We start from the raw sequence: 26,951 nt of genomic DNA, 5'->3' as shown, positions 1-26,951 counted from the left end.
GAAGGTTGGCATGCGAGTCGAGCACGGCTCGACTCTACAATCGGCCCATGACCACCACCACGCCGACCGACCTGCCCGCCATCCTGCACACCCTGCGCAGTGCCTGGCGGTCGCAGCGCCCTTCGCTCGACCAGCGCGAAGCCGACCTGCGCCGCCTGCGCGAGGCGTTGAAGCCGCGTCTGGACGAAATGGCCCAGGCCATCGCCGAGGACTTCGGCCATCGCGCCCACGTCGAATCGAAGCTGGCCGATGGCATGAGCGTGCTGTCGGCCATCGACCACCTGCGCCGCCACCTGCGCCGCTGGTCGAAGCCGCAGCGGGTGGGCGCCGGTTGGCGATTGTGGCCGGCGCGCGCGCAGCTGCGGCCGACGCCGTTGGGCGTGGTCGGGGTGATCTCGCCCTGGAACTACCCGGTCACGCTGGCATTGGTGCCGCTGGCCACCGCCATTGCCGCCGGCAATCACGTGTTGCTCAAGCCCTCCGAACACACGCCGTGCACCAGCGCGTTCCTGGCCGATCTCCTGGCCAGCGTGTTCCCGCCCGATCGGGTGGCGGTGGTGCAGGGTGGGGCGGATGTGGCGGCGGCGGTGTCCTCGCTGCCGCTGGACCATCTGCTGTTCACCGGCTCGACGGCTGTTGGCCGCAAGGTGATGGCTGCCGCCGCCGAGCATCTGGTGCCGGTCACGCTGGAGCTGGGCGGCAAGTCGCCGGCCATCGTCTGCCACGATTTCCCACTGGACAAAGCCGCAACGCGGCTGGCCACCGGCAAGTGGTTCAACGCGGGCCAGACCTGCATCGCGCCGGATTACGTGCTGATCGACACCGCGCGCCAGCGTGAGTTCGTGCAGGCCCTGCAGCAGCAGGTACGCGAGCGCTACGGCGACTTCAGCGATGCCGACGATTACACGCGCATCATCAACGAAGGCCAGTACCGGCGCCTGCAGGGCTATCTGGCGCAGGCGCGCGAACGTGGCGTGCCGGTGATTCCGTTGGCGCAGGTGGATGAGGCGCGCGCCGACCGCGAGCGCCTGCTGGTGCCGACCGTGGTGCTGGACCCGCCGGACGACCTGGACCTGATGCGCGAGGAGATCTTCGGGCCGATCCTGCCGGTGCGGGCTTACCCGGATCTGGATGCTGCGCTGGCCGACGTACTGTCCCGCGACCGGCCGCTGGCGCTGTATCCCTTCAGCCATGACCGGGCCACGGTCGAGCGCATCCTCGGCCAGGTGGTGGCCGGTGGGGTGACGGTCAACGACACGCTGCTGCACTTCGCTGCCGACGGGCTGCCGTTCGGCGGCGTGGGCGCCAGCGGCATGGGCGCGTACCACGGCCGGGCCGGGTTCGATGCGATGAGCAAGCGGCTGCCGGTGCTGTGGCAGTCGCGCTGGGCCGCCAGCGACCGGCTGCGGCCGCCGTATTCGAAGATTGCGGGGTTGTTGAAGCTGCTGCTGCGGTGAAGCCACGCATGGCGTGGCTCTACTGACGGGATCTGCTCGGGTAGGTGCCAACCTTGGTTGGCACGCGGGGGCCCCAGCGCCAACCAAGGTTGGCGTCTACCGGGGTACATGAGCGCCCAGCAAGGTCTACCCGGGTAGAATGCCCGCATGAAGATCGCCTCGTGGAACGTCAATTCGCTCAATGTCCGCCTGCCGCACCTGGAGCAGTGGCTCAAGGAGTTCGGCCCGGACATCGTCGGTATCCAGGAAACCAAGCTGGAGGACCACAAGTTCCCCGATTCTGCGCTGATCGCTGCGGGCTACCGCAGCGTGTTCGCCGGCCAGAAGACCTACAACGGCGTGGCCCTGCTGTCGCGTGAGCCGGCGCAGGACGTGCAGATCGGCATTCCCGGTTTCGAGGACGAGCAGAAGCGCGTCATCGCCGGTACCTTCGGCGACCTGCGGGTGATCAACCTGTACGTGGTCAACGGCCAGGACATCGGCACCGACAAGTACGAATACAAGCTGCGCTGGCTGGAGGCGGTGCATGCCTGGATCGCCGAAGAACTGCAGCGGCACCCGAAGCTGATCGTGATGGGCGATTTCAACATCGCCCCGGACGCGCGCGACGTGCACGACCCGGAGGTGTGGAACGAAAACCATATCCTCACCTCCACCGCCGAGCGCGGCGCGCTCAACAAGTTGCTGCAACTGGGCCTGCACGATGGCTTCCGCCTGCACAACGACGAGGCGGGCACCTTCAGCTGGTGGGATTACCGTGCGGCCGGCTTCCGCCGCAACCTGGGCCTGCGCATCGACCTGACCCTGGTCTCCGATGCGCTGAAGGGCAGTGCGGTGGCCTCGGGCATCGACCGCGAGCCGCGCACCTGGGAACGCCCGAGCGACCATGCGCCGGCGTGGGTGCAGATCGGTTGAACGAACGGGGCCCGACGATTGCCGGGCCCGTTGTGATGCGTCTGCCGGCCAGCGGCCGGCACGACTGCCGCGTCAGCGTATGCTCTTGCGGGTGAACAGGTTGACGATCGCCAGCAGGATCACCGCACCGATCAGCGAGAACAGGAAGGTGCGGATGGTGATCGCTTCGTTGATGCCGCCGCCGAACAGCCAGCCGGAAATCAGCGCGCCGACGATGCCGACCACGATGTTGAGGATGATGCCCTGCTGGGCATCGCGCTTCATGATTATGCTGGCCAGCCAGCCTACGATGCCGCCGACGATCAGCCAGATGATGATGCCCATGATCGAACCTCCGGTGGGGAACTGTGACCAGTTGACGCGCACGGCCGTGAACCCGTCGTGGAATTACGTGATGGGCGCGTGCGGATGAGCCTGCCAGCCACCCTCGATGGCCCGTGGCGCTTCGGTCCGGTGACGGTCTGGCGGCGCCCGCACGTGCCGGGCCAGCGTGGCGAACCGCAGGCGCGGCAGGTGCTGGCGCAGGCGCTGGGCGCCGACCCGGAGACGCTGCCACTGGTCCGTGATGACAAGGGCCGGCCGGAGCTGAGCGGTGCGCTGGCCCACTACGGCACCGGCTGGAGCCACAGCGGCGAGGTGCTGCTGGTGGCGCTGGGCGAAGGCGTGCGGCTGGGCGTGGACCTGGAGCTGCTGCGGCCGCGGGCCCGTCTGCTGGAGATCGTGCAGCGTTTCTTCCACCCCGAGGAAGTGGCCTGGCTGGAAAGCCTGGACGAGGCCGGGCGCGAGCACTGGTTCTTCCGCGTGTGGTGCGCCAAGGAAGCGATGCTGAAGGCGCACGGGCAGGGCATCTCGTTCGGCCTGCACCGCCTGCAGCTGGCGCCGGGGGCCGATGGCGCCCTGCACCTGCGCTGGTGCGACCCGGAACTGGGCGAGGCCGCGCGCTGGCACCTGCACGAATGGCAGGCCACCGGCCAGTTCCGTGCGGCATTGGCCTGGTATCCGCTCTGAATCGGGGAATCAGCGCGCAAAACCGGCGATAATGGCGGCATGAGCGAACACCCACTTCCCGCCAGCGTGTCTGCCACGCTGGAACAGGGCCTGGCCAGCATGGGCCTGGACGCCGCGCTGGCGCCGCCGCTGCTGCGCTACCTGGCCCTGCTGCACCGCTGGAACGGCACCTACAACCTCACCGCCATCCGCGAACCGCAGGAGATGGTCACCCGCCACCTGCTCGACTCGCTGGCGATGCAGCCGTTCGTGGCCGATGGCAGCTTGGCCGACCTCGGCACCGGCCCCGGGTTGCCCGGCATCCCGCTGGCGATCGCCTGCCCGGGCCTGCAGGTCACCCTGGTGGAAAGCAACGGCAAGAAGGCGCGCTTCATGCGCGAAGCCGTGCGCCAGCTCGGCCTGGGCAACGCCCGCGTGGCCGAATCGCGCGCCGAGGCGCTGGACGAGGCCGGCCGCTACGACCAGCTGACCGCGCGCGCGATGGACACCCTGGCCGGCATCGTCCGCGTCGGTGGCCACCTGCTGCGCCCCGGCGGCGTGCTGCTGGCCATGAAGGGCGTCTACCCGCATGAAGAGATCGCGGAGCTGCCGGCTGGCTGGCAGGTGCGCGAGGTGACCCCGCTGAGCGTGCCCGGCCTGGCCGGCGAACGCCACCTGGTCACTGTTACAGGCCCCTGATTCCCGTCGCCAGCCCCTTGTGGAACAAGAGGTTGGCGATCCACGATTTCCGCAAGGGGCCGGTTGTACGCATAATGACCGGTCCCAGCACACGTCGACGAGGCACACCCGCATGGCCCGCATCATCGCCATCGCCAACCAGAAGGGTGGCGTCGGCAAGACCACGACCGCCGTCAACCTGGCCGCTTCCCTGGCCAACGCACCCAAGCGCGTGCTCTTGGTCGACCTGGATTCGCAGGGCAACGCGACCATGGGCAGCGGCGTGGACAAGCGCGAGCTGGTCTCCTCCACCTACGATCTGCTGCTGGGCGAGTCCAGCGCCGCCGATGTGCGCGTGCAGACTGCCGAAGGCTACGACCTGCTGCCCGGCAACATCGACCTGACCGCCGCCGAGATCCAGCTGATGGCGCAGAGCGAGCGCGAGCAGCGGCTGAAGCGCGCGCTGGCGCCGATCCGCGACGAGTACGACTACATCCTGATTGACTGCCCGCCGGCGCTGTCGCTGCTGACGCTCAACGCGCTGGCCGCCGCCGACTCGGTGATCGTGCCGATGCAGTGCGAGTACTACGCGCTGGAAGGCCTGAGCGCGCTGGTGGAAACCATCGAGGCGCTGCGTGCCAACCTCAACCCAGCGCTGGAGATCGAAGGCGTGCTGCGCACCATGTTCGATGTGCGCAACAACCTGGCCAATGCGGTCTCGGCCGAGCTCACCGAGCACTTCGGCGACCGCGTGTTCCGCACCATCGTGCCGCGCAACGTGCGCCTGGCCGAGGCGCCCAGCCATGGCCAGAGCATCGTCGGCTACGACCGCGCCTCGCGCGGTGGCGTGGCCTACCTGGGCCTGGCCGGCGAGATCATCCGCCGCAACAACGAACGCAACAAGGCCGCCAAGGCCGTGGAGACCGTCTGATGACCAGCAGCAAGCCGGCAGCCAAGAAGCGAGGCCTCGGCCGTGGCCTGGATGCGCTGCTGGGTCCCAAGGGGGCGGTCAGCCAGGTGCAGGCCACCACCGCGGTGATCGAGCCGCTGCCGGGTGAAGTGCTGCGCAAGCTGGCCGTGGGCCAGCTGCAGCCGGGCAAGTACCAGCCGCGCCGCGAGATGGACGAGGGCAAGCTCTCCGAGCTGGCCGACTCGATCAAGTCGCAGGGCGTGATCCAGCCGATTCTGGTGCGCCAGCTGCCGGCAGGCAACTACGAAATCGTCGCCGGTGAACGCCGCTGGCGCGCCTCGCAGCTGGCCGGCCTGGACGAAGTGCCGGTGGTGGTGCGCGAGCTGGAAGACCGCACCGTCATCGCGATGGCGCTGATCGAGAACATCCAGCGCGAAGACCTCAACCCGCTGGAAGAAGCCGAGGCGCTGCAGCGCCTGATCAGCGAGTTCACCCTGACCCATGCCGAGGCCGCCGAGGCCGTCGGCCGCTCGCGCGCGGCGGTGTCCAACCTGCTGCGCCTGCTGGAGCTGCCGGTGGCGATCCGTCTGCTGCTGGAAACCCGCCGCCTGGAAATGGGCCACGCCCGCGCGCTGCTGACCCTGGCTCCCGAGCTGGCCGGCAAGCTGGCGCAGGAAGCGGCCGATGAAGGCTGGTCGGTGCGCGAGGTCGAGCGCCGTGCGCAGGCCTTCGCCGCCGGCAAGGTGCCGAGCAACCGCCCGGTGGCGACGCCGAAGGTGCAGCAGGCCGATATCGCCTCGCTGGAAACCGAGCTGTCCGAAGCGCTGGGGGCCAAGGTGGCGATCAGCCACGGCCGCGGTGGCAAGGGCAAGCTGATCATCCATTACACCGACCTGGACACCCTGGACGGCGTGCTGGAAAAGCTGCGCACGCGCCAGGGCTGAGCCCGGCGCAGTGACAGGGGGCGCGGCCTGTTCCCGCCGCGTCCTGCCGATGACAGGGAACGCACCGCCGCGCGTGCCGGGGGATGCACTGCTCTCCGGTCCGTGGCCTCATCCAGGGAGCAGGACATGAGCAACGAATACGAGGACGTCAGCCCGGACGGTACCCGGATACTGAGGCACCGGCGAGAAAAGGACTTCGTGCTCGCCATCGGCGAAGAACAGCATATCGAGGCGATCAGCGACCACATCGCGCGCCATCTCGGACCGATCGCCACGGTCCTGCACGAACTCATTTCCGACCTGGTGCACATCGACGTGCACGTGGTGCCGGCCAATGACCGCTGCCCCTACCTGCGTCTGGTCACCTCCGGCATGAGCGACCTGCCGATGACCGTGCCCGCCGAGGCGGATGCGGACGTGCCACGCTACATGGAGCTGATGGTGACCCTGCCGGCCGACTGGCCGATCACGCAGGACGCCTTCGAGGACGAACGCAACTACTGGCCGGTGCGCCTGCTGAAGGGCATGGCGCGGCTGCCGCACGAGTACGACACCTGGTTGGGCTTCGGCCACACCATTCCCAACGGCCATCCTAGCGAGCCCTATGCGCCCGGCGTGGGCTTCGACGGCGCCATCGTGCTGCCCCCGGTGACTACCCCGGAGGACTTCGCCACGCTGGAACTGGACGACGGCAAGATCATCAGCTTCATGAGCCTGGTTCCGCTGTATCCGGAAGAGATGGACCTGAAGCTGAAGAAGGGCGACGACGTCCTGCTCGACCGCTTCGATGCGAAGCAGATCAACGATGTGATCGAACCCGGCCGCACCAATGTGGCCAGGAAGCGTTTTGGGCTGTTCTGAGCCCGCAGCGTATCCTCTGCACCTGTACTCATTGATTTCCAGGCAACTGCCATGACCATCCTGCTCACCGGCGCTGCCGGCTTCATCGGTGCCTACACCGCGCGCGCGCTGCTGGAGGCCGGCCAGCCCGTGGTCGGCCTGGACAACTTCAACGACTACTACGACCCGCAGATCAAGCGCGACCGCGTGGCCGCACTGTGCCCGACCCTGGACCTGCGCGCACTGGACCTGACCGACCGCGAGGGCCTTGCCGCGCTGTTCGATGAAGTGCAGCCGACCGCGGTGATCCACCTGGCCGCGCAGGCCGGTGTGCGCTATTCGCTGGAAAATCCGCACGCCTACGTCGACAGCAATCTGGTCGGCTTCGTCAACATGCTCGAACTGTGTCGCCACCGTGGCGTGCAGCACCTGGTGTATGCGTCGAGCAGCTCGGTCTACGGTGATTCGGCCACACCGCCGTTCTCCGAGGACCAGCGCGTGGACCAGCCGCGCTCGCTGTACGCGGCGACCAAGGCCGCCAACGAGCTGATGGCCTACACCTACGCGCAGTTGTACGGCCTGCATGCCACTGGCCTGCGCTTCTTCACCGTGTATGGCCCGTGGGGCCGGCCGGACATGGCACCGCTGCTGTTCTCGCGCGCAGTGCTGGCCGGGCGGTCGATCGACGTGTTCAACGAAGGCCGCATGCAGCGCGATTTCACACATGTTTCCGACATCGTGGCCGGTATCCTCGGCGCCCTCGCGCATCCGGCCGATGGTCCGGTGCCGCACCGGGTGTTCAACCTCGGCAACCATACGCCGGTCGAGCTGGAGCGCTTCATCAGCGTGATCGAGCAGGCCGCAGGCCGCCCCGCGCAGAAGGTCTACAAGCCCATGCAGCCAGGCGACATGGTGCGCACGATGGCCGATACCCGGCGTGCCCATGACGCATTCGGCTTCGACGCGGTGACCCCGATCGAAGAGGGATTGCCCCCCGTCGTGCAGTGGTGCCGCGAGTATTTTGGCGACCGCGCCTGAGCCGCAATCCTCACGCGGCCGGATTCATCTTCGGATAACCTCGGTTTCGGAGAATGCGCGGTCTTTGTCCCCCCTTGGCCGAGTGCCTTATGAGCCAACCCGAGCTTTCCGTTGTCGTCCCGGTGTTCAACGAGCGCGACAATGTCGCCCCGCTGGTCGCCGAAATCACCGCTGCGCTGCGCGGCCGGCTGCCGTTCGAGATCGTCTACATCGATGATCACTCGCGCGATGACACCCTGGCGGTGCTGCAGGGCCTGAAGGCGACCACACCGGAACTGCGGGTGCTGCACCATGTGAACCAGAGCGGGCAGAGCACCGCCGTGCGTACCGGCGTCAAGCATGCGCGGGCGCCGTGGATCGCCACCCTGGACGGCGATGGCCAGAACGATCCGGCCGATATCCCCAAGCTGCTCGCCGCGCGCGATGCGGCCGAGGCGCAGGTGAAGCTGTTTGCTGGCTGGCGCGTCAACCGCCAGGACAGCGGCAGCAAGCGCTGGGCCAGCCGCTGGGCCAACGCGATCCGCGCGCGCATGCTGCGCGATGACACGCCCGACACCGGCTGCGGTATCAAGCTGTTCGAGCGCAGTGCGTTCCTCGATCTGCCGTACTTCGACCACATGCACCGCTACCTGCCGGCGCTGATGCAGCGTGCCGGCTGGAAGACCACCAGCGTGCCGGTCAATCACCGCCACCGCACCGCCGGCGTCTCCAAGTACAACAACCTGGGCCGTGCTCTGGTCGGCATTCGTGACCTGCGCGGCGTGGCCTGGCTGATCACCCGCAGCAAGCGCACTGCGGTGGAAGAGCGGTGATGGGCCTGGAACTGCACTGGCTCGACCAGCCGCTGACCTGGCTGTACTGGACCGGCCTGCATGTGACCGGCTGGAAACTGATCGGCTACACCGGCGCGCTGATGTTCGGCGGCCGCTGGCTGGTCCAGTTCATCGCCTCCAAGCGCGCCGGCAAGCCGGTCATCCCGCGCTTGTTCTGGTACATGAGCGTGGTCGGCAGCCTGATGACGCTGAGCTACTTCCTGTTCTCGGCCAAGCAGGACTCGGTGGGTGTGCTGCAGAACCTGTTCCCGGCGTTCACCGCGCTGTACAGCCTGCAGCTGGACATCAAGCACCGGGGCTGGAAGCGGGACAAGGCCAGCCACTGAGGCTGCGGGGTCGGATCCCTTTCCGCAGGAAAGGGCTCTGACCCCGTCCGGACCACCCCGTCCGGATCCGCGGCGCATCCATGCATGACGTGGATCTAATGCATGTTCGGCGGCCGGTTCCCGGCCCTGCCTGCCGTGGGTAGAGTTGACTGTCAGTCGACTTTCGCGCGGAGCGTGGGTTTGCTACATCTGGCGGAAGAGCAGCCGACTAACAGTCGGCTCTACCACGCGCCTTCGGCGCTGGGCCCCCGGCCTGCGGCCGGTTCCCGGTCCTGCCTGCGTTGCAGGCAGGACCTTCGTCCCATGCCACGGACGGTGAGCGGTGCCATGATCGGGGTCTGCCTTCCCGGGAACCTGTGCTCGTGAAAACCCGTCTTGCCGTTGCCCTGCTGATCGCCCTGTCCGCCCCTGCCGTGGCCCTGGCCGCGCCGCCCGCCACCGCCGCACCGGCCAGCGTGGCCACCGAATCGCCCGCCGACGCCGCCTTCCGCGCGCTGTACGAGAAGGAATGGAAGTGGCGCCAGGATGGCGGCGGCGAGGCCAGTGAGGACGAGGACGCCCCGGCCAATGCCACCCGTATGCCCGACGTCGGCCCGGCCGCGCAGCAGGCGCGCCTGAAGGTGTGGGACGAGACCCTCGCCGCGCTGAAGAAGATCGACCCGAAGACGCTGTCGCCGGACAACCAGGTCAACTACGCGATCTACCGCGACCAGGTGTTCAACCTGGCCGAAGAGACGCGCCTGCGCGGCTACGAGATGCCGTTCAACGCCGACTCCTCGTTCTGGTCGAACCTGTCCTTCATGGCCCGGCGCGAGATGAAGACCGTGCAGGACTACCAGAACTACATCGCCCGCCTGAATGATGTGCCGCGCTACTTCGGCCAGCAGACCGAGAACATGCGCGCCGGCCTGAAGCGTGGCTTCAGCGTGCCGCGTGCCGTGCTCGATGGCCGTGAGGTCTCCATCGCCACCGTCGCCGAGCTGATGGATCCCACCGAGTCGCCGCTGTACGCGCCGTTCAAGAAGCTGCCCAACAGCATTCCGGCCGCCGAGCAGGCCAGGCTGCAGGCGCAGGCGCGTGAAGCGATCAGCGGTAAGGTGGTGCCGGCGTTCCAGCAGCTGCGCACCTTCTTCGTCAACGAGTACGTGCCGCAGGCGCGCACCACGCTGGCCGCCGAGGCGATGCCGGGCGGCAAGGCGTACTACAAGCAGCAGATCCACGAGTACACCACGCTGGACCTGTCGCCGGACGAGATCCATCGCATCGGCCTGGACGAAGTCGCTCGCATCCAGGGCGAGATGAACGACATCATCAAGCAGGTGAAGTTCAAGGGCAGCTTCGCCGAATTCCTGACCTTCCTGCGCACCGATCCGCAGTTCTACGCCAAGACGCCGGAAGAACTGCTGTCGCGCGCCGCATGGATCTCCAAGCGGGCCGATGGCCAGCTGGGCAAGTACATGACCCTGCCGCGCGCGCGCTTCACCATCGTGCCGGTACCGCCGGACATCGCACCGTTCTGGACCGCCGGCCGCGGTGGCATGGGCACTTACTGGCTCAACACCTACAACCTGCCGTCGCGCCCGCTGTACAACCTGCCGGCACTGACGCTGCATGAGTCCGATCCGGGCCACGCGCTGCAGGGCGCGATCGCCGCCGAGCAGAAGAACCTGCCCGAGTTCCGCCGCAACGCCTACATCTCCGCCTATGGTGAAGGCTGGGCGCTGTACTGCGAGAAGCTGGGCGTGGAGATGGGCATCTACGAAACCCCGTACGAGGATTTCGGCCGCCTGACCTACGAAATGTGGCGCGCTGCGCGCCTGGTGATCGACACCGGCGTGCACAGCAAGGGCTGGACCCGTGAGCAGGCGCTGGCCTACCTGCGCGACCACACCGCGCTGAGCGAGCATGAAGTGACCACCGAAGTGGACCGCTACATTTCCTGGCCGGGCCAGGCGCTGAGCTACAAGCTGGGCGAGATCGCCATCGTGCGCCTGCGTGCGCAGGCCGAGAAGGAGCTGGGCGACAAGTTCGACATCAAGGGCTTCCACGACACCCTGCTCAAGCAGGGCTCGGTGCCGCTGCCGGTGCTGGAACAGCAGATCCAGGCGTACATCGCCGAACGCAAGAAGGCCTGACCGTTCGGGGTCGGGCGGGCCGCGGGCCGCAAACCTGCACGCACCGCGATCGTTCGACATTGCCGGCCAGCGGCCGGCACTACCTCGGACTGGGAAACGGGGTCGGATCACAGGATCCGACCCCGTGGTCTTTCACCCCACCGCCCGCGGCTTGGCCACCCGCGCAGCGAAAGTCGGCAGCACCAGCAGGGTCAGCACGGTGGCGGTGATCAGGCCACCGATCACCACCGTCGCCAGCGGCTTCTGCACCTCGGCACCGGAACCGCTGGCGATCGCCATCGGAATGAAACCGACGATCGCCACCAGCGCCGTGGTCAGCACCGCACGGATACGGCTCGATGCACCGTTGATCGCCGCCTGCAGCGGCAGGTCGCCGGCATCCAGGCGCTCGCGGATCGCCTGCATCAGCACCAGACCGTTCAAGGTGGCCACGCCGGAGACGGCGATGAAGCCGACCGCCGCCGACACCGAGAACGGCATGCCACGCAGCAGCAGCGCGAGGATGCCGCCGACCAGCGCCAACGGCACGCAGCTGAACACCAGAATGGCTTCCTTGCCGCTGCGCAGGGCCATGAACAGCAGGCTGCCGATCAGCAGGAACACCACCGGCACCACCGTTGCCAGCCGCTTCTCGGCGCGCTGCAGGTTCTCGAACTGGCCCCCCCAGGTCAGGTAGGCGCCCGGCGGCAGTGCCACGTCAGCCACCGCTGCCTGTGCCTCGCCGACGAAGCCGCCCAGATCGCGGCCACGCACGTTGGCCTGCACCACCACGCGGCGGCTGCCGTTGTTGCGGCTGATCTGGTTCGGTCCTTCGCTGACCGTGATGCGCGCCACCGACGACAGCGGAATCACCAACCCCGAGGGCGTGGCGATCGGCAGCGAGGCCAGCTGGTCCGGATCGTTGCGCGAGGCATCGTCCAGGCGTACCACCACGTTGAAGCGACGGTCGCCTTCGAAGATCTTGCCGGCCGCGGTACCACCGATGCCGGTGGACAGCGCATCACTCACGTCCGCCGCGGTCAGCCCGTACTGCGCCGCCGCCACGTGGTCGATGGCCACGTTGAGCGTGGGCAGGCCAGAGATCTGTTCCACCCGCACGTCGGCCGCGCCGTTCACCGCACGCAGTTTCAGTGCCACCTGGTCGGCCACCTTCTGCAATTGGTTGAAGTCATCGCCGAAGATCATCACCGCCAGGTCGGTACGCACGCCGGAAATCAGTTCGTTGAAGCGCAGCTCGATCGGCTGGCTGAACTCGAAGCTGTTGCCCAGCTGCTGCCCGGCCAGCTTTTCGAAGCGTGCCACCAGCGTGTCTTTGCCCAGCTTCGGATCCGGCCAGTCCTTGCGTGGCTTGAGCACGATCACGCTGTCGGAGATGTTGGTCGGCATCGGGTCGATGGCCGCCTCGGCGGTACCGGTGCGCGAGAACACGGTCTCCACTTCCGGCTGTTTGGCAATCGCCTTTTCCAGTGCCAGCTGCATCGCCAGCGACTGCTCCAGCGAGGTCGATGGCACGCGCAGGGCCTGCATCGCCACATTGCCTTCGTCCAGCGTCGGCATGAACTCGCGGCCCAGCAGCGAGAATGAGCCGATGCCCACCACCACCATCATCACCGCACCGGCCAGCACCGTGCGCGGATGCGCCACGGCTTTGCGCACCACCGGCTCGATGCGCGCACGCAGCACGCGGATCAGCTTGGTTTCGTGCTCGCCATCGTCAGTATGTGTATCGCCGTCCTTCACCTTGGGCTCGCGCACCAGCAGCGCGGCCATCGCCGGCACGAAGGTGAAGGAGAAGATGAAAGCACCGACCAGGGCCAGCATGAAGGTGGCTGCCATCGGGTGGAAGGTTTTGCCCTCCACGCCTTCCAGGGTGAGGATCGGCGCGAACACCAGCAGGATGATCAACTGCCCGAAGGCCGCAGGGCGCGCCATCTTCATCGCCGAATCGGCGGCCACGCGCAGGCGCTCCATCGCGGTCAACGCACGGCCCAGTTCGGCGCGGCGCTGGCCCAGCATCAGCAGCGTCGACTCGACCACGATCACCGCACCGTCCACCAGGATGCCGAAGTCCAGCGCACCCAGGCTCATCAGGTTGCCGCTGATGCCGAAGCGGTTCATGCCGATCACTGCGAACAGGAACGACAGCGGAATCACCAGCGCGGTGATCGTTGCCGCACGCAGGTTGCCCAGCAGCAGGAACAGCACCACCACCACCAGCAGCGCGCCCTCGGTGAGGTTCTTGGCCACGGTCTTGATGGTGGAATTGACCAGCACGCTGCGGTCCAGCACCGGTGCCGCCACGATGTCGGCCGGCAGCGACTTGTTCACCTGTTCCAGGCGCGCGGCTGCGGCCTGGGCCACGGTGCGGCTGTTGCCGCCGGCAATCATCAGTGCGGTGCCCAGCACGGCTTCATGGCCGTTGCGGCTGGCCGCACCTAGGCGCGGCGCGCGGCTCAGCTCGACCTCGGCCACATCGGCCACGCGCACCACCACGCCATTGCGGGTGGCCACCGGGGCCTGTGCCAGATCCTCGGTGGTCAGTGCCAGGCCATCGGCACGCACCACCAGGCCTTCGCCGGCACGCTGCACGAAACCGGCACCGGCCTGCACGTTGGAACGCTGCAGGGCAGTGACCAGATCGGCCAGGCCGAGGCCGTGCGCGGCCAGCTTGGCGCTGTCCGGATGCACGCCGTATTCCTTTACATAGCCGCCGACTGTATCGACGCCGGCCAGCCCCGGGCTGGAACGCATCTGCGGCGCGATGATCCAGTCCTGCACGGTACGCAGGTAGGTCGCGCGCTCTTCCGGTGTACGCAGCAGGTTGCCTTCCGGCGTGCGGTAGACCTCCCCGGCCTGCCAGCCGGCTTCACCGGGCTTGGCCAGTTTGGCCGGATCGAACGTGGTGAAGTCCACGGTCCACATCAGCACTTCACCGAGGCCGGTGGTGACCGGCGACAGCATCGGCGATGCGCCGTCGGGCAGGTCTTCGGATGCCTCGCGCATGCGTTCGGCCACCTGCTGGCGCGCGAAGTAGATGTCGGTCGCATCGGTGAAGATCGCGGTGACCTGCGAGAAGCCATTGCGCGACAGTGAACGCGTGGTGGTCAGGCCGGGAATGCCGGCCAGCGCGGTTTCCAGCGGGTAGGTCACCTGCCGTTCGATCTGTTCCGGGGTCAGCGCCGGTGCCACCGTGTTGATCTGCACCTGGCGGTTGGTGATGTCCGGCACCGCGTCGATCGGCAGCTTGCCCAGCTGGAACAGGCCCACGGCAGCGATCAGCGCCGCCATGAACACCACCAGCCAGCGGTGGCGCACCGCTGTTTCAATGATCAGCTTGAACATGGTCGCCTCCTCAGTGGCCGTGCTCGGCTTCGCCCTTGGCCAGTTCGGCCTTGAGCAGGAAGGCGTTGGCACCGACGATGCGCTCGTTGCCGGTCAGTCCACCTAGGATTTCGATGCGGTCGCCGGCACGGCGCCCGGCCAGCACCGGCTGCACCTTGAAGCCGCCGTCGACGGCAACGAACACCGCACTGCTGCCATCGACGTTCTGCACCGCATCGGCCGGCACGCTGAGCGAGCCGTCCTGGCCTTCAGTGACGACCACGGCCGATACCGGCGAACCGGCCGGCGGCAGCGAAGCATCCACCGGCGTGGCACGGATCACCGCGACGCCGCCCTGCTGGCGCACATCGGCAGCCGAACCGGTGACGGTGGCGGTGAAGCTGCCACCCGGCACGCTCACTTCCAGCTTCATGCCGGGCGTGACCTGTGCGGCCAGCGCGGGCGGCGCGGTGAACACCAGTTCGTTCATCGCCGGGTCGGCGACATCGGCCACCGCGCTGCCGGCGGCGACCACGCCGCCCGGGGTGACCTGCACGTTGCCGACGATGCCGGCCACCGGACTGGTGATGCGCACGCGGCCACTGGCATCGGGCGCACCGTTGGCGGCGGCCTGGGCCTGCGCGGCAGCGGCCTGGGCCTGTGCCGCCAGCGAGCGGGCGCGCGAGGCCTCCAGTTCCTGGCGCGCGACCACGCCCTGGTCGACCAGCGCCTTGTCGCGGCCATAGGCCAGGCGCGCAGCTTCGGCTTCGGCCGAGGCCGCCAGCGCATTGGCGCGAAACACCGCGGCCTCACCGCTGACCACGATGGCCAGCGCCTGGTTCTGCTTCACCGCCGTGCCCGGCGCCACCAGTACGCGCTCGACGCGACCGGTCACCGTGGACGCCACCGACGCGCGTGCGCCCACCGACGGCTCGACCCGGCCGGACAGGCGCGTGGAGCCACCGCCACCGCGGCCGATGGCGACCACCTCGATACCGGACGCCTTGATCTGTTCCGGGGTCAGCTGCACCACGCCTTCATCGGCGTCGGCGGGGGCCTTGGCGGTTTCCGCCTTGGCCTCCTTGCTGTCGGCGGCATGGCCGTGGCCATCGTCGGTGCCGGCCTTGGCCGCAGCCGGGTCTTCATTGGCAGGCGTCTGCGCATTGCCGGCGCAGCCGGCCAGCAGAACGGTCAGCAGCACGCCGCCGATCAGCGGGAAAGTACGGGAGAGAGTCATTTGGCCTCCACAAAAGGTGCGCGCCCTTCAAGGCGGGCAAGATCGATTTCGGCGCCGACGCGCGACAGGCGCGCATCCACGGCGGTGCCGCGGGCGGCGATGAGGGCGCTGCGCGTGCTGCGCAGTTCCAGCTGCGAGATGCGTCCGGCGTCGAAGCCGACGCGTGCGAGGCGATACGCCTCTTCGGCGGCGACCACGCTTTCATCGGCGGCACGGGTACGGCTGCCGGCCGCCTTCAGCCCGGCCACGGCGGAAAGGCGTTCGGCCTCGCTGTCGCGGCGCTGCTGGTCCAGGCGGGCCTCGGCCGCGCGCTGGTCGGCATTGGCGGCGCGGATGCCCCCGCGGTTGCGGTCGAACAGCGGGATGCTGAGGCTGACCCCGAGGTTGTAGGCACGCTCGCCGCCTTCGCGGAAGCGGGTCTGCGCGGCGGTGACGCTGAGGTCGGGCAGGGCGCGCTTGCGCTCCACGTCGACCAGCTTGCCGGCCGCATCGGCTTCGGCTTCGGCGATGCGCACCGCCAGCGCCACGTCCGTGGCGCCACGCGGCAGCGGCGGGGCACGGTCGAGCAGGCTGTTGTCGATCGACTGCACTGGCGCATCCAGCAGCGCGGCACCGGCCAGGCGGGCCAGTGCGGCGTCGCGGAACGCCTGCGCCTCATCCAGCGCAGCGCTGGCATTGGCCACTTCGCTCTGCGCCTGCACCGCGCGCAGCTGCGGTTCGCGGCCCTGCTTGACCATCGCGTTGACTGCGTTGGCGTCATCGCGGGTGAGGGTCAGCGCCTCTTCGGCCAGGGCGTAGCGGCGCAGTGCACTTTCCGCCTGTGCGTAGACCACCGCCAGCTGGCTGGCCACGTCGCTGCGGCTTTGGGCACCACGCAGGTTGGCGGCCTGTGCCTCGGCACGGGCGGCACGGACACGCGCGCCACGCTGGCCCCAGACCTCCAGCGGCTGGGACAGGGTGAGCACGGTATCGGCCTTGCCCATGCCGCCATAGGAGCCGGTGCCCCAGGCGTTTTCGGCGGAGTAGGAGAGGGAAGGATTGGGCAGCGCACGGGCCTGGTCGGCGCGCGCGTCTGCGGCCTCGGCCAGTGCCGTACCCACACGGGTGCCGGGCAGCTGGTCCAGGCGTTCAAGCAGGGTGTCGTAGGAAGGGGCGGCTTGTGCCGACGCCTGCATTGCCGGGGCCAGGCCCAGCAGCACAGCGACGACCAGCCCGGCCGCACGCGGCGACCGAGGTGTCAGGATCGACATAGGGGGATTCCGGTTGTGAGTGAAACGGGAGCCCGCAATCGCGGGACGCGCTCAACTCACGCCCGGGGGGGACGCGTCAATTCATCCTGGGCGACCGCATAGGTCGCCACGTCGCCGGCATTCATCCAGCGCGCCGGCAGTGGCGCACCGAAGGCGGCGAGGGTGCTGGCCGGAAGGCTCAGGTTGGAGTGGTGGCAGTGGTTGTGGCCACAGGCACCGACGTGCTTGCCGTCGGTATCGCCATCGGCATCCGGTGCGGACTCCACGTGCACCGTGCTGGCGTGCGGTTCCACCGTGCAGGCCAGCGCGTCGGCCACCGGCACGACCACGAATGCCGCCATCAGCAGCATCAGCAGGTACGAGCGAAGGTGGCGGGTGATCCGGCGCATGGAGGGGAGGCTAGCAAGCGGTTTTCGCCGGATACAATATCAATGGTGACCTCGGGAATTCGTCGGAACCTCCCGTTCAGGTGGGCCGGGCACGCCAGCTCTGGCAGGTGCCGACCTCCTGCCCTGGTGGGTGTCGACCTTGGTCGACACGCTTTTCGACCTCCGACACATTGCCGGCCAGCGGCCGGCACTACCCGTATCACGGCAGCTTCGCGATCACCTTGATCTCGAACTGGAAGCCGTACAGCCAGGTCACGCCGATACCGGTCAGGGTCGGGTGCGGCGCCTCGCCCCAGTACTCGGGGACGATCGCCCAGGCCTTCTCGAAGTTGGTTTCCGGGTCGACCAGGAACACGGTCACGTCGACCACGTCATCGAAGCTGCAGCCCGCGGCAGCCAATACCGCATTGAGATTCTCGAAGGCGCGGTGCACCTGGGTTTCGAAGTCCGGCTCGGGCGAGCCGTCCTCGCGGCTGCCGACCTGGCCGGAGACGAACAGGAAACCGTTGGATCGGATCGCCGGCGAGTAACGGTTGCGCTCGTACAGGGTCTGGCGACCGGCGGGGAAAACGACATCACGCTGTGACATGGGGAAGATCCCGTGGGAGAGAACGCCCATCCTCCGCGCCAGCGCTATCTGGATAAACCGCGATGATCGGCCTAGATTGATTGTTAATTCCAAACAATCATGGCCCGTCATGGACCGTTTCGAGGCGATGCGGGCCTTTGCCCGCGTGGTGGAAACCGGCAGTTTCACCCGCGCCGCGAAGACCCTGCAGATCAGCCGCACCACGGTCACCCAGCTGGTGCAGCAGCTGGAGGCGCACCTGCGGCTGCGCCTGCTCAACCGCACCACGCGCCGTGTCAGCGTCACTGCCGATGGCGCGGCCTATTACCCGCGCATCGCCCGCCTGCTGGCCGAGCTGGAAGAAGTGGAGGGCGGGCTGGGTGACGCGGCCACCCAGCCGCGCGGGCGACTGCGCGTGGATGTGCCCGGGCCGTACGCGCGGTTGCGGCTGGTGCCGGCGTTGCCGGATTTCCAGGCGCGCTACCCGGAGATCCAGCTGGACATCGGCGTCAGCGACCGCGAGGTCGATGTCATCGCCGACAACGTCGACTGCGTGATTCGCGGCGGCACGCCGGCCGATCCGGCACTGGTGGCGCGACCACTCGGCGCGCTGCCGATCGGTTTCCACGCCAGCCCGGGCTATGTGCAGCGCTTTGGCCTACCGACCGATCCGCGCGCGCTGGAAGGGCCCGATCACCACATGGTCGGCTTCCTCAGCCCTCGCAGTGGCCGTGCCCGGGTATTCAGCGCACAGCGCGGCGATGAGCGCGTCGAGGTGCAGGGCCGCTATACAGTCGGGTTCGACGACGGCAATGCCTATCTGGCCGCTGCGTTGGCGGGGCTGGGCGTGGTCGCGCTGCCCAGCTACATGGCCGAACCGCACGTGGCGCGTGGCGAGCTGCTGCCGGTGCTGCAGGACTGGCAGCTGCCGCCGATGCCGATGCATGTGATGTTCCCGCCGAACCGGCACATGAGCCAGCGGCTGCGGGTGTTCATCGATTGGGTGGTGGAGGTAATGGGGTGAAATCCGCTTATCTGCAGAGCCGAGCCCACGCTCGGCTGCTTCTGGCTGCAACGTTCAAGGCCCGCGCTTCGCGCGTGAGCCGAGCGCGGGCTCGGCTCTACAGGGGGCTTCCTGCTGCAGGCATGCGAAAATCATCACGGCACGCAACAGGAAACATCGCTACTCATGAGTCGCATCGTCGCACTGGATACCGAAACTACCGGCATCTCCCACCGTCTGGGGCACCGGGTGATCGAAATCGGTGCCGTCGAACTGATTGATGGCCAGCTGACCGGCCGCCAGTTCCACACCTACCTGCAGCCGCAGCGCAGGGTCGATTGGGGCGCACAGCGCGTGCATGGCATCAGCGACGCGATGCTGGTGGGCAAGCCGCTGTTCTCCAGCAAGGCCGCCGAACTGCTGGATTTCCTGCGCGGCAGCGAGATGGTCGCGCACAACGCTACCTTCGATGTGGGCTTCCTGGACAACGAGCTGCGCCTGGCTGGCATCCCCGGCACGCTGGCCCAGCATTGCCGCATCACCTGCAGCCTGAAGCTGGCGCGGGGGCGCTGGCCGGGCCAGGGCAACAAGCTGGACGATGTGCTGCAGCGCCTGCGCATTCCCGGCAACCGTGGCCTGCACGGCGCGTTGAAGGATGCCCATCTGCTGGCCCAGGTGATTCCTTACCTGCGCTGAGCTGGAGAGCCGAGCCCATGCTCGGCTCGGTCTTACGGGGCGAAGCAGCCGAGCATGGGCTCGGCTCTACAGGAAGGCGGCCGTCGCATTCAGTCCTGGCCTGTGGGTAACTTGCGCAAGTGCTTGAACCCGTGCATAATGCGCGGCTCGCTGTGTCCGGTTTTCTACCGGGCGGCGCTCCCGGGAGCACGTCCCCGGCCGCCCAACGCCAGCGTAACCCTTTGATTCTCTTGACGTGTGGTGGGCAACCATCGAGGCCGCCGTCTCCCGGGCTACGGGCTGACACAACTTACTATCGAGGTGCGCAATGTCCCGCGTATGCCAGGTTTCCGGCAAGCGAGTGCAGACGGGTAACAACGTCTCGCACGCCAACAACAAGACCCGTCGTCGTTTCCTGCCGAATCTGCACGAGCGCCGCTTCTGGGTTGCCAGCGAAAACCGCTGGGTGAAGCTTCGTGTTTCCGCGCATGCACTGCGCACCATCGACAAGAACGGTATCGATTCCGTTCTGGCTGAGCTGCGTGCGCGCGGCGAAAAGGTCTGAGGAGTAGACGATCATGGCAGGCAAGCGCGATAAGGTCCGTATGATTTCGACCGCTGGTACCGGTCACTTCTACACGACCGACAAGAACAAGAAGAACACCCCGGGGAAGATGGAATTCTCCAAGTACGATCCGGTTGTGCGTAAGCACGTCCCGTACAAGGAAGGCAAGATCAAGTAATCCGCAAGGATTGCTGATCCCCGCGAAGAAACCCGCCCTCGTGGCGGGTTTTTTCATGCCTGGCATCCAGAGGGTGGGTGCCGACCGTTGGTCGGCACACTCCCCCGGTAGGTGCCAACCTTGGTTGGCACACGGCTTCAAAGCAGTCGAGCGTGGCTCGACTCTACACACCCCGCTGGGCAGAATGGCCCATCACCTCCCGACGGGCGACGCGATGCTGTTCGAGTGGTTGCTGGGTTCGTACCTGCTGCTGATCGACTGGCTGATCCGGCTGGTCGCGCTGTGCTGGATCCCCACCCGCACCACGCCAGGGGCGGCGCGCAGCTGGCTGCTGCTGGTCGGCTTCGTGCCGCTGCTGGGCCTGCCGCTGTACCTGTTGTTCGGCCACCCGTGGCTATCGCGCGAGCGCATCCGCCGCCAGGCCGAGGCGTCGCAGGTGATCCGCGAGGAACAGGCGCTGCAGCATCGCCTGCGCTGGACCCCGCAGCCGGACACCGCCAGCGCCGAAATCGTGCCGCTGGTGCAGCGCCAGGGCGACTTCATGCCGGTGCACGGCAACGCGGTCGACCTGCTGACCGACTACGACGAATCGCTGCACACGCTGATCGCCGACATCGACCAGGCCGAAGACCGCGTGCATCTGCTGTACTACCTGATGTTCGACGATGCGGTAGGCGAGGCGGTGGTCGAGGCACTGCAGCGTGCCGCCGCACGTGGCGTGCAGTGCCGTGTACTGCTCGACGCAGTGGGTGCCAAGCGCGGCCTGCGCGCCTATCGCAAGCGCCTGCAGGCGCGCGAAATCGAAGTGCGCGCGATGCTGCCCGGTGGCCTGCGCTGGCGCCGCAGCGGGCGCATGGACCTGCGCAACCACCGCAAGATCGCGGTGATCGACAACGAAGTGGCCTACGTCGGCTCGCAGAACCTGGCGGGCCCGCAGTTCGTGCCCGGCCACCCGAACCGCGAGCTGGTGGCGCGCGTGCGTGGCCCGGCGGTGGCGCACCTGGAGGCGGTGTTCGCCAGCGACTGGTACATGGAAACCGGCCAGCGCCTGGACGTGATTGCCGACGTGCCCGAGTGCAGTGATGACATCGCTACCCAGCTGCTACCCAGCGGCCCGGCCTACCCGTACAGCAACGCACGCGACGCGGTGGCGGCACTGATCCACCTGGCGCGGCGGCGGCTGGTGATGGTCACCCCGTACTTCGTGCCCGACGAAGCCACGCTGAGCGCACTGCGCATCGCGGCGTTGTCCGGCGTGGACGTGCAGCTGATCCTGTCGGCCAGCAACAACCAGCGGCTGACCTCGTGGGCGCAGGAGGCGTACTACGACGAGCTGCTGCGCTGTGGCGTGCGCATTGCTCTGTACGAACCGCAGTTCCTGCACGCCAAGCACATGAGCGTGGATGAGGACATCGCCGTGCTCGGCTCGATCAACATGGATATCCGCTCGTTCGCGCTGAATGCCGAGATCGGCCTGATCTGCTACGACCACGGGCTGGTGAAGCAGTTGTGCGAGATCGAGGACGGCTACCTGCGCGAGTCGCGGCAGCTGGACCTGCAGCAGTGGCGCAGCCGCCCCACGTGGCGGCGCAGCCGCGAAGGCATCGCACGCTTGGCCGATGCATTGATGTGAGGCAAGGCCGGCCGCCCATTTCGGCAATCCGGCCTGTCATCGCCGATGGCCTACAATCGGCACATGACTGATTCACCGCGTAATGGCGAACTGGACCTGGCAATCATCGGTGGTGGTGCGGCCGGCGTGCTGGTGGCGATCCAGGTACTGCGCCAGGCCAAGGCGCCGCTGGCGCTGGCCATTTTCGAACCGGCCTCGCAGCTGGCGCAGGGCATCGCCTATGCCACGCCGTGGCCGGAGCATCTGCTGAACGTGCCGGCGGCGAAGATGAGTGCGTTTGCCGACCAGCCCGGCGATTTCCTCGACTACCTGATGGACGCCGATGCCTACCCAGGCGAGGCGCGCGAGGTGCTGGGCGAGCGTTACGTGTGCCGCCACTACTTCGCGGCCTACCTGCAGCAGCGTCTGCAGGACGCCGCCACAGCCAGCCCGGCGCAGCTGCAGGTGATCGCGCAGCCGGTGCTGGGCCTGCAGCCGGATGACCACGGTTACCGGCTGCAGCTGGGCGATGGCCACACGCTGCACGCCGCGCAGGCGGTGCTCGCCACTGGCAACAGCATGCGTCCGCTGCCGGTGGCCGGTGCCGAGGCGCTGCCTGCCGATGACGTGATCGAGGCCTGGGACTACGACGGCGTGCGTACCCTGGCCGGCGAACAGGCCGTGGCCATTGTCGGGTCCGGCCTGAGCATGGCCGACACCGTGCTGGCGCTGGTCGCCGCCGGCCACACCGGACCGCTGCACGTGATCTCGCGCCACGGCCTGCTGCCGTTGCCGCATGCGCATGGCGGCCTGCCCACGTTCGATCCGGCTTTACTGCTGCCGATGAACCTGCGCCAGCGCCTGCGCGCGTTGCGTGGGTTCGCACGCCAGGCACAGGCCGACGGCCTGCCGTGGCAGGGCGTGATGGACCGCATCCGCCCACACGGCCAGGCGCTGTGGTGCAGCCTCGATGAGGCCGACCAGCGTCGTTTCCTGCGCCATGTGGTGCGCTACTGGGACGTGCATCGCCACCGCATCGCCGAAGAGGTGGACGCGCAGCTGCAGTCCCTGCAGGACAGCGGGCAGCTGCGCATCCACCGCAGCCGCCTGCAACGCGTGTGGCGCGAGGCCGATGCGCTGCAGCTGTCCGGCCGCGATGCCTCGGGCAATGAACAGCAGTGGACGATCGGCGGGGTGATCAACGCCACCGGCGTGGAAACCCGTGCCAGCGTGCTGCGAAATCCCTTGCTGCAGCAGCTGCAGGCCGATGGGCTTGCCCGCCCCGGTCCGCATGGGCTGGGCCTGGACAGCGCGGTGCCGGGCGACCGCCTGCGCGCAGTGGGTGGCCAGCCGCAGGCACGGCTGGGCGTGCTCGGCAGCCTGCGCATCGGCAGCCTGTGGGAAAGCCTGGCGGTGCCTGAACTGCGTCAGCAGGCGCACGCACTGGCCACCCAGGTGGTCGCAGGAGCCGCGACGGCGATGCCGTAAAATGGGGGCATGGATGTCTCCCACCTGCTTGATGGCCTGAACCCGGCCCAGCGCGAAGCCGTCTCCGCTCCCCCCGGCCACCACCTGGTGCTGGCCGGTGCCGGTTCCGGCAAGACCCGCGTACTCACCCACCGCATCGCCTGGCTGCATGAAGTCGATGGCGTGCCGACCCACGGCATTTTTGCGGTGACCTTCACCAACAAGGCGGCCGGCGAAATGCGCCACCGCATCGATGCCCAGCTGCCCAACGGCAGCCGCGGCATGTGGATCGGCACCTTCCACGGCCTGGCCAACCGCCTGCTGCGCCTGCACTGGCAGGACGCGAAGCTGCCGGAAGGCTTCCAGGTGATGGACTCGGACGACCAGCTGCGGCTGGTCAAGCGCGTGGTGCAGGCGCTGGAACTGGACGACGGCAAGTACCCGGCCAAGCAGATCGCGTGGTGGATCAACGCGCAGAAGGATGAAGGCCGCCGCCCGCAGCACATCCAGCCCGAGCCGCACGACGCCTGGCTGGAAACCATGCGCCAGGCCTACATCGAGTACCAGGCACGCTGCGACCGCGCCGGCCTGGTCGACTTCGCCGAGCTGCTGCTGCGCGCGCACGAACTGCTGCGCGACAATCCGGCGCTGCTGGCGCACTACCGCGCCCGCTTCCGCGAAATCCTGGTGGACGAGTTCCAGGACACCAATGCCATCCAGTACGCCTTCGTGCGCGTGCTGGCCGGCGATTCCGGCCACGTGTTCGTGGTCGGCGACGATGACCAGGCCATCTACGGCTGGCGCGGTGCCAAGGTCGAGAACGTGCAGGGCTTCCTGCGCGACTTCCCGGGCGCGCAGACCATCCGCCTGGAACAGAACTACCGTTCCACCGCCAACATCCTCGGCGCCGCCAATGCGGTAATCGCGCACAACCCCGACCGCATCGGCAAGCAGCTGTGGACCGACAGCGGCGACGGTGAGCCGATCGATCTGTACGCCGCGTACAACGAGATGGACGAGGCACGCTACATCGTCGAGCGCGCGCGCCAGTGGGTGCGCGACGGTGGCAGCTATACCGAAGTGGCCGTGCTCTACCGCAGCAATGCGCAGTCGCGCGCGTTGGAAGAAGCGCTGCTGAGCGAACAGGTGCCGTACCGCGTGTACGGTGGCATGCGCTTCTTCGAGCGTGCCGAAATCAAGGACGCGCTGGCCTACCTGCGCCTGCTGTCCAATCGCAACGACGACGCGGCTTTCGAGCGCGCGGTCAACACGCCGACGCGTGGCATCGGCGACCGCACGCTGGACGAAGTGCGCCGCGAGGCGCGCGCGCAGGGCATTTCGCTGTGGGAAGCGACCATGCTGGTCACCCAGGGCAGCGCGCTGGCCGCACGTGCGCGCAATGCGCTGGCCGGCTTCCTGGTGCTGGTCAACGAGCTGCAGGCGCAGACCCTGCACATGACCCTGGCCGAGCGCGTGGACCACGTGCTGGCCCGCTCGCAGCTGCGCGAGCACTGGAGCAAGGAAAGCCGCAACGCGCTGGACTCCGAATCGCGCACCGACAACCTCGACGAACTGGTCTCGGTGGCCTCGCGCTTCGTGCGCCGCGCCGACGACATCGAGGAAGTGGGCGAGGACATGGACGAGCTGGTCGCGTTCCTGGCCTATGCCGCGCTGGAGGCCGGTGAGGGCCAGGCGCAGGCGGGCGAAGAGGGCGTGCAGCTGATGACCCTGCACTCGGCCAAGGGCCTGGAGTTCCCGCTGGTGTTCCTGGCCGGCCTGGAAGAAGGCCTGTTCCCCAGCGCACGCTCGCTGGAGGAAAGCGGGCGGCTGGAAGAAGAGCGCCGCCTGGCCTACGTGGGCATCACCCGCGCGCGCCAGAAACTGGTGCTGAGCTACGCCGAATCGCGCCGCATCCACGGCCAGGACAACTACAGCCTGCCGTCGCGCTTCCTGCGCGAGATCCCGCGCGAGCTGCTGCACGAAGTCCGCCCGAAGGTGCAGGTCTCGCGGCCGGCCTCGATGGGCGCCAGCCGGGTGATGGGCCATGCCTCGATCGAGGCACCGCCGATCAAGCTCGGCGCACTGGTCACCCATCCCAAGTTCGGCGAAGGCATGGTGACCGACTACGAAGGCAACGGTGCCCACGCCCGCGTGCAGGTCGAGTTCGCCGACGCCGGCAGCAAGTGGCTGGTGATGGCGTATGCCAATCTGACGGTGATCTGATCACCGTCGAGGGGTCGGATCCCTCCCACAGGGAGGGCTCTGACCCCATCGCGGAATGCACGTGGTTGGGGTCAGAGCCCTTTCCCGTTGGAAAAGGGATCCGACCCCGATTAGGCTGCGGGCATGTCCCGCAATGTGCTCTTCCTCTGCAGCCAGAACCGCCTGCGCAGCCCCACGGCTGAGCAGGTGTTCGCCGATTGGCCGGGCATTGAGACCGCCTCGGCCGGCCTGCTGGCCGATGCCGAGGAAGTGCTCAGCCCGGAGCTGCTGCAGTGGGCGGATCTGGTCTTCGTGATGGAAAAGGCGCACCGCAACCGTCTGTCCAGCCGCTACAAGGCATGGCTGAAGGGCAAGCGGGTGATCTGCCTGGATATTCCGGACGACTACGACTACATGGACCCGGTGCTGGTGGAGCTGCTCAAGCGCAAGGTGGCGCCGTTCCTGCGTTGACGGGCTGTTGTAGAGCCAAGCCCATGCTCGGCTGTTTCTGGCTGGAAGAACAGCCGAGCATGGCTATGCCGGTCGTCCTGACCGGCACCCTTCGGGCCGTCGCAAGCGACGTTGGCAGCGGCTCCTGCCGCTACCTTCGGCTCTACAATAGAAGCCACATCTTCCAGGAACACCCCCATGACCGAACCCACGCTGCACGTCACCGTGAAGTTGAATGCCCGGCTGCAGCCCGAGCACCGCCACGAGCTGTTCGAGGATCCGCTCGATGCGCTGCTGCAGGCGGCCCAGGTGGGCGAGCTGGCTGGTGGTGGCACCGCGATGTCCGACCTGGGTGAGGTCGAGTACGGCGATATCGAAGTAGCGCTGGTCGATGCAGCCGGCGTGCCGAAGCTGATCGACCTGCTGGAGCAGCTGGGTGCGCCGAAGGGTTCGCAGCTGCAGGGTGCGGGCGAGGCCGACCGCAGCTTCGGCGTGACCGAGGGGCTGGGCATCTACCTGGATGGCCTGAACCTGCCGGACGAGGTCTACGAACAGTGCGATTCCAACCACGTGTTCGAACAGCTGTCGGAGAACATCGACGGCCTGGGCGAGATCTGCAGCTGGTGGCAGGGCCCGACCGAGACCGCGCTGTACATGTATGGCGAATCGTTCGAGGCGATGCGTGATGCGATCGCTGAATTCGTGGCCAGCTACCCGCTGTGCCAGAACGCGCGCGTGGTGCAGATCGCCTGAGCGACATTGTTGTAGGGCCGAGCCCATGCTCGGCTCATGCATCCGAAGCCGAGCATGGGCTCGGCTCTACAGAAGAGGGCGGGCGGAGCCTGTCCCCGGTACCACGTGACGATGCGCACGGACCAATGCGCGGCGCCGGATTGATCCTGCTCAAGGCGCGCCCTGCACATCCGGTGTGCAATGGTGTTGTTCCCATCTGGCAGACCGCCACGGAGCCC

At 67.8% G+C, this 26,951-nt stretch carries 26 protein-coding genes; 20 read left to right on the top strand and 6 right to left on the bottom strand.

Annotation, left to right across the window (positions count from 1 at the left end; genetic code table 11):
* The first annotated feature begins 47 nt into the window (after positions 1-47).
* Together ACJ7C5_RS11205 and xth are read left to right on the top strand one after the other, a co-directional pair.
* Positions 48-1,457 carry a coniferyl aldehyde dehydrogenase gene (locus tag ACJ7C5_RS11205; RefSeq protein WP_412703927.1) on the top strand — a complete coding sequence of 470 codons (1,410 nt, stop codon included), beginning with the start codon at positions 48-50 and terminating at the stop codon, positions 1,455-1,457.
* A gap of 147 nt (positions 1,458-1,604) precedes the next feature.
* Positions 1,605-2,372, top strand: coding sequence for an exodeoxyribonuclease III (gene xth / locus ACJ7C5_RS11200; protein ID WP_412703926.1), 768 nt, complete (start codon positions 1,605-1,607; stop codon positions 2,370-2,372).
* A gap of 72 nt (positions 2,373-2,444) precedes the next feature.
* Here xth and ACJ7C5_RS11195 read toward each other — a convergent pair whose 3' ends face one another.
* Positions 2,445-2,696, bottom strand: a complete 252-nt coding sequence (locus ACJ7C5_RS11195; protein WP_005411656.1) for a GlsB/YeaQ/YmgE family stress response membrane protein — start codon at positions 2,694-2,696, stop codon at positions 2,445-2,447.
* Positions 2,697-2,780: 84 nt separating this feature from the next.
* On the opposite strand from ACJ7C5_RS11195, the gene ACJ7C5_RS11190 reads away from it, so the two are divergent.
* The 9 genes from ACJ7C5_RS11190 (at position 2,781) to ACJ7C5_RS11150 (ending at position 11,063) form a co-directional block, all read left to right on the top strand.
* Positions 2,781-3,380, top strand: a complete 600-nt coding sequence (locus tag ACJ7C5_RS11190) for a 4'-phosphopantetheinyl transferase family protein (protein ID WP_412703925.1) — start codon at positions 2,781-2,783, stop codon at positions 3,378-3,380.
* Positions 3,381-3,419: 39 nt separating this feature from the next.
* The gene (rsmG, locus tag ACJ7C5_RS11185) at positions 3,420-4,058 is read left to right on the top strand and encodes a 16S rRNA (guanine(527)-N(7))-methyltransferase RsmG (protein WP_412703924.1); all 639 of its coding nucleotides are present in this window, start codon (positions 3,420-3,422) and stop codon (positions 4,056-4,058) included.
* A 112-nt stretch (positions 4,059-4,170) separates the two neighbouring features.
* Complete coding sequence (locus ACJ7C5_RS11180) at positions 4,171-4,968, top strand: ParA family protein (RefSeq protein WP_032128472.1); 798 nt, start codon at positions 4,171-4,173, stop codon at positions 4,966-4,968.
* Positions 4,968-5,891 (top strand): ParB/RepB/Spo0J family partition protein, encoded by a 924-nt coding sequence (locus tag ACJ7C5_RS11175; protein ID WP_019338308.1) that lies wholly within the window; start codon positions 4,968-4,970, stop codon positions 5,889-5,891. Before ACJ7C5_RS11180 ends, ACJ7C5_RS11175 begins: the two co-directional genes overlap by 1 nt.
* Positions 5,892-6,017: 126 nt before the next feature.
* The gene (locus tag ACJ7C5_RS11170; RefSeq protein ID WP_412703923.1) at positions 6,018-6,752 is read left to right on the top strand and encodes a suppressor of fused domain protein; all 735 of its coding nucleotides are present in this window, start codon (positions 6,018-6,020) and stop codon (positions 6,750-6,752) included.
* Positions 6,753-6,803: 51 nt separating this feature from the next.
* Complete coding sequence (locus ACJ7C5_RS11165) at positions 6,804-7,769, top strand: NAD-dependent epimerase/dehydratase family protein (protein ID WP_094002251.1); 966 nt, start codon at positions 6,804-6,806, stop codon at positions 7,767-7,769.
* 89 nt (positions 7,770-7,858) lie between these two features.
* A complete protein-coding gene (locus tag ACJ7C5_RS11160; RefSeq protein ID WP_049443806.1) occupies positions 7,859-8,581 on the top strand; it encodes a glycosyltransferase family 2 protein in 723 nt (240 codons plus the stop codon).
* Positions 8,581-8,928: a lipid-A-disaccharide synthase N-terminal domain-containing protein gene (locus tag ACJ7C5_RS11155; RefSeq protein ID WP_043399630.1), complete on the top strand. Its 348-nt coding sequence runs from the start codon at positions 8,581-8,583 to the stop codon at positions 8,926-8,928. Before ACJ7C5_RS11160 ends, ACJ7C5_RS11155 begins: the two co-directional genes overlap by 1 nt.
* A 362-nt stretch (positions 8,929-9,290) precedes the next feature.
* Positions 9,291-11,063 (top strand): DUF885 domain-containing protein, encoded by a 1,773-nt coding sequence (locus ACJ7C5_RS11150; RefSeq protein ID WP_097049756.1) that lies wholly within the window; start codon positions 9,291-9,293, stop codon positions 11,061-11,063.
* 132 nt (positions 11,064-11,195) lie between these two features.
* On the opposite strand, the gene ACJ7C5_RS11145 is transcribed toward ACJ7C5_RS11150, so the two are convergent.
* From ACJ7C5_RS11145 to ACJ7C5_RS11125, 5 genes are all read right to left on the bottom strand, one after another.
* Positions 11,196-14,405 (bottom strand): efflux RND transporter permease subunit, encoded by a 3,210-nt coding sequence (locus ACJ7C5_RS11145; RefSeq protein WP_412703922.1) that lies wholly within the window; start codon positions 14,403-14,405, stop codon positions 11,196-11,198.
* Positions 14,406-14,415: 10 nt separating this feature from the next.
* Positions 14,416-15,621, bottom strand: coding sequence for an efflux RND transporter periplasmic adaptor subunit (locus ACJ7C5_RS11140; protein WP_094002254.1), 1,206 nt, complete (start codon positions 15,619-15,621; stop codon positions 14,416-14,418).
* Positions 15,618-16,871, bottom strand: a complete 1,254-nt coding sequence (locus ACJ7C5_RS11135; protein ID WP_094002255.1) for a TolC family protein — start codon at positions 16,869-16,871, stop codon at positions 15,618-15,620. The genes ACJ7C5_RS11140 and ACJ7C5_RS11135 overlap by 4 nt, the downstream gene beginning before the upstream one ends.
* A 56-nt stretch (positions 16,872-16,927) precedes the next feature.
* Positions 16,928-17,260 (bottom strand): hypothetical protein, encoded by a 333-nt coding sequence (locus ACJ7C5_RS11130; RefSeq protein WP_412703921.1) that lies wholly within the window; start codon positions 17,258-17,260, stop codon positions 16,928-16,930.
* A gap of 199 nt (positions 17,261-17,459) precedes the next feature.
* A complete protein-coding gene (locus ACJ7C5_RS11125; RefSeq protein WP_412703920.1) occupies positions 17,460-17,849 on the bottom strand; it encodes a RidA family protein in 390 nt (129 codons plus the stop codon).
* A gap of 109 nt (positions 17,850-17,958) precedes the next feature.
* Between ACJ7C5_RS11125 and ACJ7C5_RS11120 the strand changes: the two genes are divergently transcribed.
* The 9 genes from ACJ7C5_RS11120 (at position 17,959) to ACJ7C5_RS11080 (ending at position 26,733) form a co-directional block, all read left to right on the top strand.
* Entirely contained in the window at positions 17,959-18,852 is an 894-nt protein-coding gene (locus ACJ7C5_RS11120) for a LysR family transcriptional regulator (RefSeq protein WP_412703919.1), read from the top strand.
* A gap of 165 nt (positions 18,853-19,017) precedes the next feature.
* Positions 19,018-19,527 (top strand): DNA polymerase III subunit epsilon, encoded by a 510-nt coding sequence (gene dnaQ, locus ACJ7C5_RS11115; RefSeq protein WP_094002259.1) that lies wholly within the window; start codon positions 19,018-19,020, stop codon positions 19,525-19,527.
* 307 nt (positions 19,528-19,834) lie between these two features.
* Positions 19,835-20,071: a 50S ribosomal protein L28 gene (gene rpmB / locus ACJ7C5_RS11110; RefSeq protein ID WP_005411638.1), complete on the top strand. Its 237-nt coding sequence runs from the start codon at positions 19,835-19,837 to the stop codon at positions 20,069-20,071.
* A 13-nt stretch (positions 20,072-20,084) separates the two neighbouring features.
* Positions 20,085-20,249, top strand: coding sequence for a 50S ribosomal protein L33 (gene rpmG / locus ACJ7C5_RS11105; protein WP_006402522.1), 165 nt, complete (start codon positions 20,085-20,087; stop codon positions 20,247-20,249).
* Positions 20,250-20,433: 184 nt separating this feature from the next.
* On the top strand, positions 20,434-21,882 hold the full coding sequence (gene cls, locus ACJ7C5_RS11100) for a cardiolipin synthase (RefSeq protein ID WP_412703918.1): 1,449 nt from the start codon (positions 20,434-20,436) through the stop codon (positions 21,880-21,882).
* A gap of 63 nt (positions 21,883-21,945) precedes the next feature.
* The gene (locus ACJ7C5_RS11095; RefSeq protein WP_412703917.1) at positions 21,946-23,349 is read left to right on the top strand and encodes an FAD/NAD(P)-binding protein; all 1,404 of its coding nucleotides are present in this window, start codon (positions 21,946-21,948) and stop codon (positions 23,347-23,349) included.
* Positions 23,350-23,358: 9 nt separating this feature from the next.
* Positions 23,359-25,551: a DNA helicase II gene (gene uvrD, locus ACJ7C5_RS11090; protein WP_049446958.1), complete on the top strand. Its 2,193-nt coding sequence runs from the start codon at positions 23,359-23,361 to the stop codon at positions 25,549-25,551.
* Positions 25,552-25,674: 123 nt separating this feature from the next.
* On the top strand, positions 25,675-26,001 hold the full coding sequence (locus tag ACJ7C5_RS11085; RefSeq protein ID WP_412703916.1) for a low molecular weight protein tyrosine phosphatase family protein: 327 nt from the start codon (positions 25,675-25,677) through the stop codon (positions 25,999-26,001).
* 177 nt (positions 26,002-26,178) lie between these two features.
* Positions 26,179-26,733, top strand: a complete 555-nt coding sequence (locus ACJ7C5_RS11080; protein WP_412703915.1) for a hypothetical protein — start codon at positions 26,179-26,181, stop codon at positions 26,731-26,733.
* The last annotated feature ends 218 nt before the right edge of the window (positions 26,734-26,951 follow it).

Origin of the sequence: Nocardiopsis yanglingensis (genome assembly GCF_045809185.1) — a bacterium.
Taxonomy (GTDB): domain Bacteria; phylum Pseudomonadota; class Gammaproteobacteria; order Xanthomonadales; family Xanthomonadaceae; genus Stenotrophomonas; species Stenotrophomonas yanglingensis.
Note: the sequence above shows the minus strand (reverse complement) of the source record. Positions and strands in the feature narration are given on the sequence as shown.